This is a genomic window from Sphingomonas sp. 22176, from assembly GCF_052045505.1.
Taxonomy (GTDB): Bacteria; Pseudomonadota; Alphaproteobacteria; order Sphingomonadales; family Sphingomonadaceae; genus Sphingomonas.
On sequence record NZ_JBQEPL010000002.1, the window covers coordinates 729,122 to 741,909 of the forward strand.

At 68.8% G+C, this 12,788-nt stretch carries 11 protein-coding genes; all 11 read left to right on the forward strand.

All coding sequences use genetic code 11. The features are described from left to right. Positions 1-35 precede the first annotated feature (35 nt). Genes ACTJKY_RS11220 through murC form a run of 11 tightly spaced genes read left to right on the forward strand, consistent with a single transcriptional unit; the run spans position 36 to position 12,787 of the window. Positions 36-518, forward strand: a complete 483-nt coding sequence (locus tag ACTJKY_RS11220; RefSeq protein WP_440846099.1) for a division/cell wall cluster transcriptional repressor MraZ — start codon at positions 36-38, stop codon at positions 516-518. Continuing rightward, a complete protein-coding gene (gene rsmH / locus ACTJKY_RS11225) occupies positions 515-1,462 on the forward strand; it encodes a 16S rRNA (cytosine(1402)-N(4))-methyltransferase RsmH (RefSeq protein ID WP_440846101.1) in 948 nt (315 codons plus the stop codon). The genes ACTJKY_RS11220 and rsmH overlap by 4 nt, the downstream gene beginning before the upstream one ends. Continuing rightward, on the forward strand, positions 1,462-2,118 hold the full coding sequence (locus ACTJKY_RS11230) for a hypothetical protein (RefSeq protein ID WP_440846102.1): 657 nt from the start codon (positions 1,462-1,464) through the stop codon (positions 2,116-2,118). Before rsmH ends, ACTJKY_RS11230 begins: the two co-directional genes overlap by 1 nt. Next, complete coding sequence (locus tag ACTJKY_RS11235) at positions 2,115-3,818, forward strand: peptidoglycan D,D-transpeptidase FtsI family protein (protein ID WP_440846104.1); 1,704 nt, start codon at positions 2,115-2,117, stop codon at positions 3,816-3,818. Before ACTJKY_RS11230 ends, ACTJKY_RS11235 begins: the two co-directional genes overlap by 4 nt. Continuing rightward, positions 3,815-5,230, forward strand: coding sequence for a UDP-N-acetylmuramoyl-L-alanyl-D-glutamate--2,6-diaminopimelate ligase (locus ACTJKY_RS11240; protein ID WP_440846105.1), 1,416 nt, complete (start codon positions 3,815-3,817; stop codon positions 5,228-5,230). The genes ACTJKY_RS11235 and ACTJKY_RS11240 overlap by 4 nt, the downstream gene beginning before the upstream one ends. Further along, positions 5,227-6,612 carry a UDP-N-acetylmuramoyl-tripeptide--D-alanyl-D-alanine ligase gene (locus ACTJKY_RS11245; RefSeq protein ID WP_440846107.1) on the forward strand — a complete coding sequence of 462 codons (1,386 nt, stop codon included), beginning with the start codon at positions 5,227-5,229 and terminating at the stop codon, positions 6,610-6,612. Before ACTJKY_RS11240 ends, ACTJKY_RS11245 begins: the two co-directional genes overlap by 4 nt. After that, positions 6,600-7,673, forward strand: a complete 1,074-nt coding sequence (gene mraY / locus ACTJKY_RS11250; protein WP_440846108.1) for a phospho-N-acetylmuramoyl-pentapeptide-transferase — start codon at positions 6,600-6,602, stop codon at positions 7,671-7,673. The genes ACTJKY_RS11245 and mraY overlap by 13 nt, the downstream gene beginning before the upstream one ends. Further along, positions 7,670-8,998: a UDP-N-acetylmuramoyl-L-alanine--D-glutamate ligase gene (murD, locus tag ACTJKY_RS11255; RefSeq protein ID WP_440846109.1), complete on the forward strand. Its 1,329-nt coding sequence runs from the start codon at positions 7,670-7,672 to the stop codon at positions 8,996-8,998. Before mraY ends, murD begins: the two co-directional genes overlap by 4 nt. Continuing rightward, the gene (locus ACTJKY_RS11260; protein ID WP_440846110.1) at positions 8,995-10,227 is read left to right on the forward strand and encodes an FtsW/RodA/SpoVE family cell cycle protein; all 1,233 of its coding nucleotides are present in this window, start codon (positions 8,995-8,997) and stop codon (positions 10,225-10,227) included. The genes murD and ACTJKY_RS11260 overlap by 4 nt, the downstream gene beginning before the upstream one ends. Then, positions 10,224-11,378 carry an undecaprenyldiphospho-muramoylpentapeptide beta-N-acetylglucosaminyltransferase gene (gene murG / locus ACTJKY_RS11265; RefSeq protein ID WP_440846111.1) on the forward strand — a complete coding sequence of 385 codons (1,155 nt, stop codon included), beginning with the start codon at positions 10,224-10,226 and terminating at the stop codon, positions 11,376-11,378. Before ACTJKY_RS11260 ends, murG begins: the two co-directional genes overlap by 4 nt. After that, positions 11,375-12,787 (forward strand): UDP-N-acetylmuramate--L-alanine ligase, encoded by a 1,413-nt coding sequence (gene murC, locus ACTJKY_RS11270; RefSeq protein ID WP_440846112.1) that lies wholly within the window; start codon positions 11,375-11,377, stop codon positions 12,785-12,787. The genes murG and murC overlap by 4 nt, the downstream gene beginning before the upstream one ends. The last annotated feature ends 1 nt before the right edge of the window (position 12,788 follow it).

The following is a 12,788-nucleotide window of genomic DNA, read 5'->3' on the forward strand; positions in this document are numbered from 1 at the left end:
GCGGCGGGGGAGTCGTGCCTGGCTTGGGGTTTGGCGTGGCGGACAGGGAGCTCTTCGAGGGATTTGCGCTCCAGGCGGTCGACCAAAAAGGTCGCGTCGCCATACCCGCAGACCTGCGCGCTGCCGCCGAGCGCAATTCGGACGTCCGCCAAATCGTCGTCGGCGTGCATGCGGAGGATCCGTGCCTCTCCGCGCACGATACCGGCTGGTCGCAGAAAAAGTATGATCGCATCGACAAGCTCGACCAGCAGGCCCTCGACCGGGGCGAACAGCCCAGCGCCGCGCCCAAGCGCCGCGCCTTCGGCCTCGTCGAAAAGGCGCCCTATGACGATAGCGGGCGGTTCGTGCTGCCGCCCTTCTTCCGCGCCAAGGCCAAGATCCAGAAATGGGCGTTCTTCGTCGGCAGCGGCGACACGTTCGACATCTGGGCGCCCGACGTGCTGCTCGCCGACGACAAGGCCGATCCCGAACTCAAGGAAATCTGCGCGTTCCTGATGCAGCAGAAGGGGGCGATGTGACCGACGCCTGCCACATCCCCGTGCTGCTCGACGAAGTGCTCGACGCGCTCGCCATTGTGCCCGGCGAGCGCCATGTCGACGGCACCTTCGGCGCCGGCGGCTATACGCGCGCCATGCTGGGTGCGGGCGCGGGTGTCGCGGCGTTCGACCGCGACCCGACTGCGATCGCGAACGGCGCGCGGCTGGTCGCGGAGAGCGACGGCAAGCTCGAACTGATCCATGCGCCGTTCAGCCGCCTGGCCGAAGAGCTGGATGCACGCGGCCTGGCGCCGGTGGACGGCGTCGTGCTCGATATCGGCGTCTCCTCGATGCAGCTCGACCAGGCCGAGCGCGGCTTCTCGTTCCAGCAGGACGGGCCGCTCGACATGCGCATGGCGGGGGAAGGGATGAGCGCGGCCGACTGGCTCAACAGCGCCGACGAAGGCGAGATTGCCGATGTGCTGTTCCACCTCGGCGAAGAGCCGCGCGCGCGTCGCGTGGCCAAGTTCATCGTGGAAGCCCGGCCGCTGACCCGTACGTCGGAGCTGGCGGCGGTGGTGCGCCGCGCGCTCGGCCATCGCCTGCACGACAAGAAGGACCCCGCCACGCGGACCTTCCAGGCGGTGCGCATCCACATCAACCGCGAGCTGGACGAGCTGACCGACGTGTTGGCCGCGGCCGAGCGCGTGCTGAAGCCCGGCGGGCGGCTGGTGGTGGTGACCTTCCACAGCCTGGAGGACCGGCTGGTCAAGCGCTTCTTCCGCGAGCGCAGCGGCAGCACGCCGGCGGGTTCGCGGCATCGCCCGGCGGTGGGTCCGCGGGCGGAACCTAGTTTTGAAACGCCCGCCAAGGCCGTGCGCCCTGGCGAGGCGGAGTTGGTGCGTAACCCACGCGCCCGATCGGCAACGCTGCGCGCCGCGCGGCGGACCGAAGCGGCGCCGTGGTCCGGTGAGGATAAGGTGTGATGGCAGTGTATGGCTTCAGGGGGGTCGGCTGGTTCCTGTGCGGCGTCATCGTTGCACCGACCTGCTATATGGTGACGTCGCACGGCGCGGCGGAACGGGCGAAGTTGCGCGCGATGGACTCCGCCATCGTCCAGGCGCACAAGGACATTCGTGGCCTGGAAACCGAGTTCGACACCCGCGCCAACATGGCCCAGATCGAGCGCTGGAACGGCGACGTGCTGGCGATGAATGCCCCGCAGCCGCAGCAATATCTCGCCAGCGCCAGCGGCCTGGCGGCGCTCGACCAGCAGCCGGCTGCCGCCGCGCCGGGTAGCGCCAAGGTGGAAACCGCCGCACTCGTGATTCCGACCGGCCAGCGTCCGGTAGAGACCGCGCCGACCGCCCCGCCGGTGGCAACCGCTGCGGCTGTGCCGGTCAAGACCGTGGCAGCCAAGCCGGTGGCGATGGCTTCGGCGGCGCCGGTCAAGGCTGCACCCGTCAAATCCACCGTGGTGCGCGTGGCGCAGGCGGATACCAAGCCCGCGCAGGATCTCGATCGGCTGATCCGGAAGATCGACAAGGCCCGGCTGGCCCAGCCCGATCGGCCGCTGCTCAGCGCCGCGACGATCAGCGATCTGCGCCGGGTGGCCAAGCGCGAGCAAACGGCGCAGCGATGATCGTCGTCGTCGCCCCTCCCGCGCGCTCGCGGGGTTCGGGCGGGGGGCGCGAGGCGCTCGTCGCGGTGGCGCAGTTGCGCCTGATGATCCTTTCGATCCTGTTCGGCGCGGGCGTGCTGGCGATCCTGGTCAAGCTCGCCTTTTTGGCATTGTCGGCAGGCCCCGCCAGCCCGCGCGACCTCTCCAACGCGCTGGTGCCGGCACGCGGCGACATCGTCGATCGCAACGGCACCCCGCTGGCGCGCAGCATCGACGCCTGGACGATTGCGATCCATCCCAACCAGGTGATCGGCGACAAGGCAGCACTGGCGCAGAAGCTCGCCGCGCTGATGCCCGAGCGCAGCGAGCAGCAATATTATGCGCTGCTCAAGGCCGGCGGCGGCTTCGCCTTCCTCAAGCGCCGCGCGCTGCCGGAGCTGGTCAACCAGTTGAACGCGCTGGGCGAGCCGGCGATCGAGTTCCAGCGCGAGACCGACCGGCTCTACCCGCAGTCGGACATGGCCGCGCATGTGCTCGGTTATCTCGACGACAAGGGCCATGGCGTGACCGGCATGGAAAAGGTGCTGGAGGCGCGGCTGACCGATCCGGCGCAGCGCGGCAAGCCGGTGACGCTCTCGCTCGACGCCCGTGTGCAGGCGGCGCTGGAGAGCGAACTGGGGCGCGCGATGGTGGACCTGCAGGCGCGCGGGGCCGCGGCGGTGGTGCTCGACGTGCATACCGGTGAAGTCGTCGCCATGGCCTCCCTGCCGAGCTTCAATCCGAACCAGCTGAACGGCCCGCCGCCGCGCAACAACGTGACGCAGAGCGTCTACGAGCTCGGTTCCACCTTCAAGCCGATCGCGGTCGCGGCTGCGATCGATTCCGGCACGATCACTTCGATGTCGCGCCGCTTCGATGCGACCGCACCGATGAAGGTCGGCCGCTTCACCATCCATGACGATCGCGGTGACGAGCAGTTCCGCTGGCTCAACATCCCGGAAACGCTGATCTATTCGTCCAACATTGCCACCGCGCGGATCGCCGACGAGCTGGGCGCCGAGAAGATGCAGGACATGTTCCGCCGCTTGGGCTTCGCCCAGCGGCCGAGCATCGAGATCGGCGCGGTGCGCCCGCTCTGGCCGGCGAACTGGGGGCGGATCACGGTGATGACCACCGCCTATGGCCATGGCATCGCCGTCACCCCGCTGCACCTCGCCGCCGCCTATGCCGCGATGGTCAATGGCGGCATCTGGCACCCCGCGACGCTGATGAAGGTGGACGCCGAGCATCCGGTACAGGGTCGCCGCGTATTGCAGGAATCGACCAGCTACCGGATGCGCCAGTTGCTGCGGCTGATCGTACTGAAGGGCACCGGTCGCAAGGGCGAGGCCCCCGGCTACCGGGTTGCGGGCAAGACCGGCACCGCCGAGGCGGCGAGCGAGGGCGGCTACGACCATCACCGCAACGTCTCCACCTTCGCGGTGACTTTCCCTGTCGACGCGCCGCGCTATGTGGTGGTGGCCATGCTCGACTCGCCCAAGGCCAATGCCACTACGCCGCGGACGACCGCGGCCTGGACCGTCGCGCCGGTCGTCTCGCGCCTGATCGCGCGGACCGGCGCCCTTCTGGGCATCGCGCCCGACAATGCCAAGGACATCGACGAGAGCGAGTTGCTGCCGCTCGTCGATCGTTCGCCGGAGCCGAAAGCGACAGCCGAATGAAACTGGGTCAACTTCTCGGCACCGCGGATGACGCGGTCGTCACCGGATTCGCGATCGATCACCGCAAGGTCGCGCCGGGCACCATCTTCGGCGCGTTCGAAGGCGCGCGGGTGAACGGCGAGGACTATATCGAAGCCGCCGTGCAGGCCGGTGCCATCGCCGTGGTGGCGCGGCCCGAGGCGAAAGTGGCAGGCGCGGTGCATATCGCCGATGCCAATCCGCGCCAGCGCTTTGCCAATCTCGCCGCGCAGTTCTTCGCGCCGTTCCCCGCGACGACGGCGGCGGTGACCGGCACCAACGGCAAGACCTCCACCGTCGAGATGACCCGCCAGCTGTGGCGGATGGCGGGCTTCCACGCCGCTTCGATCGGTACGCTGGGGGTGACCACGGCGGACGAGCGCGTCTCCACCGGGCTGACCACGCCCGACATCGTCACTTTCCTCTCCAATGTCGCCGGTCTGGCGCGCGAGGGCGTGACCCATGTCGCGTTCGAGGCCTCGTCGCACGGGCTGTCGCAATATCGCACCGAGGGGCTGCCGGTGCGCGCGGCGGCGTTCACCAATCTGAGCCGCGACCATCTCGATTATCACGGCGACATGGCGACCTATTTCACCGCCAAGCTGCGGCTCTTCGCCGAGGTGCTGGCCGATGACGGCACCGCGGTGGTGTGGGCGGACGATCCGCACGCCCCGCAGGTCGAGGATCTCGCCCGGATGCGCGGCAATCGGCTGATCACCGTCGGCGAGCATGGCAAGACGCTGCGGCTGGTCGGCCGCACGCCCTCGCTGCTCGGCCAGACGCTGGAGATCGAGGCGGAGGACAAGGTCCACACCGTCCGGCTGCCGCTGATCGGCGCCTATCAGGCAGCGAACGCGCTGACCGCGGCGGGGCTGGTAATCGCGACCGGCGGGGATGTCGCCGCGACGCTCGCCAATTGCGCGCGGTTGCAGCCGGTGCGCGGGCGGCTGGAGCGGGCGGTGATCGCCGCCAATGGCGCGCCGGTCTATGTCGATTATGCCCACACCCCCGATGCGCTGGAAGCGGCGATCGCGGCGCTGAAGCCGCATACCGATGGCCGGCTGATCCTGGTGTTCGGCGCCGGCGGCGACCGCGATCCCGGCAAGCGCGAGCTGATGGGGCAGGTGGCCGCTGTGGGGGCGGACGTGGCGATCGTCACCGACGACAATCCGCGCACCGAGGACCCCGCCGAGATCCGCCGCGCGATCCTCAAGGGCGCGCCGGACGCGACCGAGATCGGCGACCGCCGCGCGGCGATCGCGGCGGCGATCGCGATGGCCGAGCCGCACGACATCGTGCTGATCGCCGGCAAGGGACATGAGCAGGGGCAGATCGTCGGCGAGATGGTGCTGCCGTTCGACGACGTCGCCGTAGCGCGGGAGTGTGCGGCGTGACTTCGACGCTTTGGACCTCCGAGGAAATCGCCGCCGCGACGCAGGGCGCTGCGTCGGCCGACTTCGCTGTTTCCGGCGTCGCCTTCGACTCGCGTGAGGTCGGCCCCGGCGACTTGTTCTTGGCGCTCCAGGGCGAGAGCACCGACGGCCACCGCTTCCTCGACCAGGCCTTCGCGCAGGGCGCGGCCGGTGCCGTGGTGTCCGACGTGACGGACCACCCCAGCGTGCACGTCGCCGATACCACCGCCGCGCTGAACGCGCTCGGGGCGGCGTCCCGCAAGCGCTCGTCCGCGAAGATCATCGGCGTCACCGGCTCGGTCGGCAAGACCGGCACCAAGGAGGCGCTGTTCGCCGCGCTCGACCGGATCGATCCCGGCTGCGCGCACCGCTCGGTGAAGAGCTACAACAACCATACCGGCGTGCCGCTGAGCCTCGCCCGCATGCCGCAGAGCACCCGCTACGGCGTGTTCGAGATGGGCATGAACCATGCCGGCGAACTCGCGCAATTGACCCGGCTGGTGCGCCCGCACGTCGCGATCGTCACCGCCATTGCCCCGGCGCATCTCGGCTTCTTCGACAGCGTCGAAGCCATCGCAGACGCCAAGGGCGAGATCTTCCAGGGGCTCGGCGCTGGCGGCACCGCGATTGTGCCGTTCGACAGCCCCTATCGCGACCGGCTGCTTGACGCCGCGCGGCCCTATGCCACGCGGATCGTCACCTTCGGGCTGGGCGAGGGCGCCGACTATCGCGCGGTCGAGACGATGCGCGCGCGCAGCGGCGGCACCTTCGTGATGGCGCGCTTCGGCGATCGCGAGCTCAGCTTCACCATCTCCCAGCCGGGCGAGCATTGGGTGTCCAACGCGATGGCGATCCTCGCCGCGGTCGATGCGGTGGGGGGCGACCTTGAGGTCGCGGGGCTCGCGCTCGCCGAACTTGGGGGGCTTGCCGGACGCGGCGCGCGGATGACCGTGCCGGTGGGCGACGGCACCGCGCTGGTGATCGACGAAAGCTACAACGCCAATCCCAGCTCGATGCGCGCGACGCTGAAAGTGCTTGCCGCTGAACCAGGCCGCAAACTTGCCGTGCTCGGCGAGATGCGCGAACTGGGCGTGCATTCGGATGCGCTCCACGCCGAACTTGCCGATCCGATCGCCGAAGCCGGGGTGAGCCGTGCCATTTTGGTAGGCGAAGCGATGGCGCCGCTGGCCGCTGCGCTTGAGGGACGGCTGGATTTCGTCCATGTGGCCGATGCTGCGGCTGCGAAGGCCGCGCTTGAATCGATGCTCGCGCCGGGCGACGCGGTTCTCATCAAAGGGTCGAACGGCGTGCGGCTGGCGACGATCGTCGCGGCGCTGGCGGAAAGGCAATCATGCTCTATCTGATCGCGGAGCAGCTGGGCTTCCCCGGCCTCCTCAATCTCTTCCGGTATCTGTCGTTCCGCACCGGCGGGGCGGTGGCGACCGCGCTGCTGATCGGGCTGCTGATCGGGCCGAAGTTCATCGGCTGGCTGCGCCTGCGCCAGGGCAAGGGGCAGCCGATCCGTACCGACGGGCCGCAGAGCCACCTCGCCAAGCGCGGCACGCCGACGATGGGCGGGCTGATGATCCTGACCAGCCTCACGCTCGCGCTGCTGATCTGGATGGACCTGCGCAATGCCTATGTCTGGGCATGCATGTTCGTGACGCTCGGCTTCGGCATGATCGGCTTCCTCGACGATTACGACAAGGTGCGGAAGCAGAAGACCGCGGGCGTTTCCGGCAAGGTGCGGCTGATCGGCGAATTCCTGATCGCCGGCATCGCCAGCGCGATCATCATCTTCGCTGAGGGCAACACCCAGCTCTATGTGCCGTTCCTCAGCTGGGTGCATCCGGATCTCGGCTATTTCTACATCGCCTTCGCGGCGTTCACGATCGTGGCGTTCGGCAATGCGGTGAACCTTACCGACGGGCTCGACGGCCTGGCGACGATGCCGGTGGTGATCGCCGGCATGGCGTTCATGCTGATCGCGTACCTCGCCGGCAACAAGATCTACGCGACCTATCTGGGCATTCCCCACGTGCCGGGCGCGGGCGACCTGGCCATTTTCTGCGGCGCGATGATCGGGGCGGGGCTCGCCTTCCTGTGGTTCAATGCGCCGCCGGCGGCGGTGTTCATGGGCGATACCGGCAGCCTGGCGCTGGGCGGGGCGATCGGCACCATCGCCGTCACCACCCACCATGAGCTGGTGCTCGGCATCATCGGCGGCCTGTTCGTGATGGAGGCGCTGAGCGTCATCATCCAGGTGTTCTTCTTCAAGCGCACCGGCAAGCGCGTGTTCCGCATGGCGCCGATCCACCATCACTTCGAACAGCTCGGCTGGTCGGAGCCGACGGTGGTAATCCGCTTCTGGATCATTGCCTTCGTGCTGGCGCTGGCCGGCCTCGCGACGCTCAAGCTGCGGTGATCACCAGCCCCGCCTGGCGCGGCAAACGCTTCGCGGTGCTCGGGCTCGCACGCTCGGGCGCGGCGACCGTGCGCGCGCTGCTGGCCAGCGGGGCGGGGGTGCTGGCGTGGGATTCGAACGAGGCGGCGCGGGAGGCTCTCGCCGACGCCGTCCAGGACATGTCCATCGAGTTGGACGCTGTGTCGCTTGAATTCGCCGATCCGCTGACCGCCGATCTCACCGGCTTTGCGGGCATGGTCGTGTCGCCCGGCGTTCCGCTCAACCGGCATCCGATTGCGCCGCTTGCCCGCGCTGCCGGCGTGCCGCTGATCGGTGACATCGAGCTGTTCGCCCAGGCGCGCGCCGATCTGCCGGCACACCGCGTGGTCGGCATCACCGGCACCAACGGCAAGTCGACCACCACCGCGCTGATCCACCACATCATCGAGACGGCTGGCATCCCCACGCGGCTCGGCGGCAATATCGGCCTGCCGATCCTCGGCCAGGAGCCGCTCCCCGAGGGCGGCGTCTATGTGCTGGAGCTGTCAAGCTACCAGATCGACCTGACCCACAGCCTCGACTGCGACGTCGCGGTGCTGCTCAACATCACCCCCGACCATCTCGACCGCTATGACGGGTTCGAGGGCTATGCCGCCTCCAAGGCGCGGCTGTTCGCGATGCAGACCAAGGGCCATGCCGCGATTATCGGCATCGGCGATGCGGCTTCGGCGAACATCGCCCGGCAGGTCGCGCTTGCCGGCCGCAGCGAGGACGTGACCAAGATCGCCCCCGGCGTGTGCATGGACCAGTCGCGCTGGCCGGCGCTGCAGGGCCCGCACAACGCGCAGAACGCGCTTGCCGCCATTGCCGCCTGCGAGGCGCTCGGCATCGACCGCGCCGCGATCGACCAGGGGCTGGAGAGCTTCCCCGGCCTGCCGCACCGGATGGAGCGAATCGCGACGCGGAACGGCGTGCTGTTCGTCAACGACAGCAAGGCGACCAACCCGGAGTCCACCGCGCCTGCGCTCGCGGCGTTCCCGCGCATCCACTGGATTCTCGGCGGCGTCGCCAAGACCGAGAGCCTGGAGGCGTGCCGCCCCGGCTTCGGCCATGTCGTGCGTGCCTATACCATCGGGGAAGCCGGGCCGCTGTTCGCCCGCCTGCTTGAAGGCGAGATGCCCGTCGAACAGTCCGGCACGCTGGAAGCCGCCGTCCGCGCCGCCGCCGCCAACGCCCAGCCGGGCGAGGCAGTGCTGCTCTCGCCGGCCTGCGCCTCGTTCGACCAGTTCCGCGATTTCGAGCATCGCGGCGATGCTTTCCGTGCCGCCGTGGAGGCGCTCGGGTGAGCCGCCAGTCCGGGGACGTGGAAGAGAAGCACGCCGGCCTACCGCGCATCTCCAACCAGCTCAGCCGCGCCAGCAAGTCCCGCGCGGGGATGTGGTTCTGGGAAGTGGACCGGGTGCTGCTGTTCCTGCCGCTGCTGCTGATCGCGATCGGGCTGGTGGCGGTGGCCGCCGCCTCGCCCGCGACCGCGCGGCGCTATTCGGACGCGGCGCACATCGTGCAGCCGATGTACTATTTCTGGCGCCAGCTGATGTGGGTGTGCATCTGCGTGCCGGTGCTGATCATCGTCTCGATGCTGCCGACCTCGGCGGCGCGGCGATTGTCGCTGGCGGGCGCGCTGGTCTTCCTGGTGCTGATGATGCTGCTGCCGCTGGTCGGGCATGAGGTGAACGGCGCCAAGCGCTGGATCAGCCTCGGCATTTCCGACCTGCAGCCGTCCGAATTCCTGAAACCGCTGTTCATCGTCTCCACCGCCTGGATCCTGTCGTTTCGCGCCAAGGATCCCGAGCTGCCGGTGATGGTGGTCACCGGCGCGATCACCGCGCTGATCGCGGTGCTGCTGATGCTCCAGCCGGACTTCGGCCAGACGATCCTGTTCGGCACGGTGTGGGTGATCCTGCTGATGCTCTCCGGCATCTCGCCCGCGGCGATCGCCGGGCTGGGCGGGGTGGCGATCGGCGGCGTTGTCGCGGCCTATCTGTTCTACGGCACCGCGCGCACGCGCATCGACAATTTCCTGTTCCCCACCAAGGAAGCCGCGCTCGCCGATCGCTACCAGGTGGAAATGGCGCACGACACGCTGACCGCTGGCGGGCTGTTCGGCGCCGGGCCGGGGAGCGGCCAGATCAAGTTCCGCCTGCCCGAGGCGCATACCGATTACATCTTCTCGGTGATCGGCGAGGAGTTCGGGCTGATCGCCTGCGCGGTGATCGTGCTGCTATATCTCGCCATCGTCGTGCGCGTACTGATGAAGCTGCTGGACGAGGAGGATCCGTTCCGCTTGCTGGCGGCGGCGGGGCTCGCCTCGCAGTTCGGCGTGCAGGCGCTGATCAACATGGCGGTGAACACCGGCATCGCGCCGTCCAAGGGCATGACGCTGCCGTTCATCAGCTATGGCGGCTCGTCGATGATTGCGCTTTCGATCGGCTATGGCCTGCTGCTCGCTTTCACGCGGCGAAACCCGTATCTGAAGCGCTCCCCCTATACCGGCCGCTGGAGCAAAGCCGCATGACCGAACGCCGTAGTTATGTCCTCGCTGCCGGTGGCACCGGTGGGCACATGGTGCCCGCGGCCGCGCTGGCGGTGGAGCTCGCACGGCGCGGGCATCAGGTGGCGCTGGTCAGCGACGAGCGCGGCGTGCGCTTTCCGGGCCTGTTCGAGGGCGTCGAGACGCATGTGCTCCCCGCCGGGCGGCTGGGTGGCGGCCCGATCGGCTATCTGAAGGCGGCGCGGCAGATGATGGCCGGCCGGGCGATGGCGCGGAAGCTGTACAAGCAGCTGCGCCCCTCCGCGGTGATCGGTTTCGGCGGCTATCCGGCCTTCCCGGCGCTGCTGGCGGCGTTCAGCGCGCGCATCCCCACCGTGATCCACGAGCAGAATGCGGTGCTGGGCCGAGTCAACCGGCTGGTCGCGGGGCGGGTGGCGGCGATCGCCACCTCCTATGACAAGGTCGAGCGGATGAAGCCCGGCTGGGAGCCCAAGACCCACCTCACCGGCAACCCGGTGCGCGAGGCGGTGCTGGCATTGCGCGCCAAGCCCTATCCGATGATCGAGGAAGACGGGCTGTTCCGCGTGCTCGTCACCGGCGGCAGCCAGGGCGCCTCGATCCTCAGCCAGGTGGTGCCCGACGGGCTCGCGCTGCTGCCGGTGCATTTCCGCCGCCGGCTGCAGGTGACGCACCAGGCGCGCATCGAGGATATCGAGATGGTCCGTGCCAAATATCAGGAGCACGAGATCCCGGCCGAGGTCGCGACCTATCTGCCCGACATGCCCGAGCGGCTTGCCTGGGCGCATCTGGTGATCGCGCGGGCAGGGGCCTCGACCATCGCCGAGCTGACCGCCGCCGGGCGTCCCGCCATCCTGGTGCCGCTGCCCAGCGCCACCGACGACCACCAGACCGCCAATGCGCGCGAGATCACCGAGGCCGGCGGCGCGCGGACCATCCCGCAGCGCGCCTTCACCGCGCAGGAACTCGCCAAGCAGATGCAGAAGCTGGGGCTCGACACCAAGGCGCTGGAGAATGCGGCGGCCCGCGCGCGGGGCGTGGGGCGCCCGGACGCGGTGCGGGATCTGGCCGATCTCGTCGAATCGATCCACGCACCCCGCGCCCCGGTGGGCAAGGTGCAGAAAGCCAACAAGAACGGAAGGCCTGCTTACGCATGAAGGGCGTCGCCACCGACATCGGTACCATTCACTTCGTCGGCATCGGCGGCATCGGCATGTCGGGCATTGCCGAGGTGATGCATAACCTTGGCTACAAGGTGCAGGGCTCGGACGTGGCGGATTCCTACGTCGTGCAGGGACTGCGCGACCGCGGGATTCCGGTGACGATCGGCCATGCCGCCGAGAATCTCGGCGAAGCGGCCGTGGTGGTGGTCTCCACCGCAATCGTGCGGACCAACCCCGAGGTAGAAGCCGCCTATCAGAGCCGCATCCCCGTGGTGCGCCGCGCGGAGATGCTCGCCGAGCTGATGCGGCTCAAGTCGACCATCGCGGTAGCGGGCACCCACGGCAAGACGACGACGACCTCGATGGTCGCAGCACTCCTAGATGCGGGCGGGGTGGACCCGACGGTGATCAATGGCGGGATCATCAACCAGTACGGCTCGAACGCCCGGCTGGGCGAGGGCGACTGGATGGTGGTCGAAGCGGATGAGAGCGACGGCAGCTTCCTGCGGCTCGACGGCACCTTCGCGATCGTCACCAATATCGATCCCGAGCATCTCGACCATTATGGCTCGTTCGATCGGGTGAAGGCGGCGTTCGTCGAATTCGTCGAGAATGTGCCCTTCTACGGCGCGGCGCTGCTGTGCCTCGACCACCCGGAAGTGCAGGCGATCATCCCGCGAGTCCGCGACCGGCGGATCGTGACCTATGGCTTCGCCGCCAGCGCCGATGTGCGCGGGGTGAACGTGACGCCGCATGCCGGGGGCAATCGCTTCGAGGCGATCATCCGCAATCGCGACGGCTCTACACGATCGATCGAGAATATCGAACTGCCGATGCCGGGCCGCCACAATGTCCAGAATGCGCTGGCCGCGATCGGCGTGGCGCTGGAGCTGGGCATCCCCGATGCGACGATCCAGCAGGGCTTTGCGAAGTTCGGCGGGGTCAAGCGGCGTTTCACCAAGGTAGGCGAAGTCGCGGGCGCGGCGATCATCGACGATTACGGTCACCACCCGGTGGAAATTCGCGCGGTGCTGGCGGCGGCGCGCGAGAGCACCCGCGGCCGAGTGATCGCGGTGGTCCAGCCGCACCGCTATTCGCGGCTGGGCAATCTGATGGACGAGTTCGCCCAGGCCTTCAACGACGCGGACATGGTGTATGTCGCGCCGGTCTATCCGGCGGGCGAGGCGCCGATCGAGGGGGTCCATGCCGATGCGCTGGTCGAGCAGATTTCGCATCGCGGGCACCGCGCGGTGGCGTCGACCACCGATGCGACGGCGCTGGCAAATGCGCTCGGCGGCGTGGTGCGCGAGGGCGACATGGTGGTGTGCCTCGGCGCAGGCGACATCACGAAATGGGCGGCGGGGCTCGCGCCTGCGATCGCGGCTGCGCGGGGGGATGCGTGAA

Bases quoted from the DNA above. Each gene is read 5' to 3' on its own strand.
- ACTJKY_RS11230 (WP_440846102.1), top strand. From the start codon at position 1,462: ATGGCAGTGTATGGCTTCAGGGGGGTCGGCTGGTTCCTGTGCGGCGTC.
- ACTJKY_RS11235 (WP_440846104.1), top strand. From the start codon at position 2,115: ATGATCGTCGTCGTCGCCCCTCCCGCGCGCTCGCGGGGTTCGGGCGGG.
- ACTJKY_RS11240 (WP_440846105.1), top strand. From the start codon at position 3,815: ATGAAACTGGGTCAACTTCTCGGCACCGCGGATGACGCGGTCGTCACC.
- mraY (WP_440846108.1), top strand. From the start codon at position 6,600: ATGCTCTATCTGATCGCGGAGCAGCTGGGCTTCCCCGGCCTCCTCAAT.
- murG (WP_440846111.1), top strand. From the start codon at position 10,224: ATGACCGAACGCCGTAGTTATGTCCTCGCTGCCGGTGGCACCGGTGGG.
- murC (WP_440846112.1), top strand. From the start codon at position 11,375: ATGAAGGGCGTCGCCACCGACATCGGTACCATTCACTTCGTCGGCATC.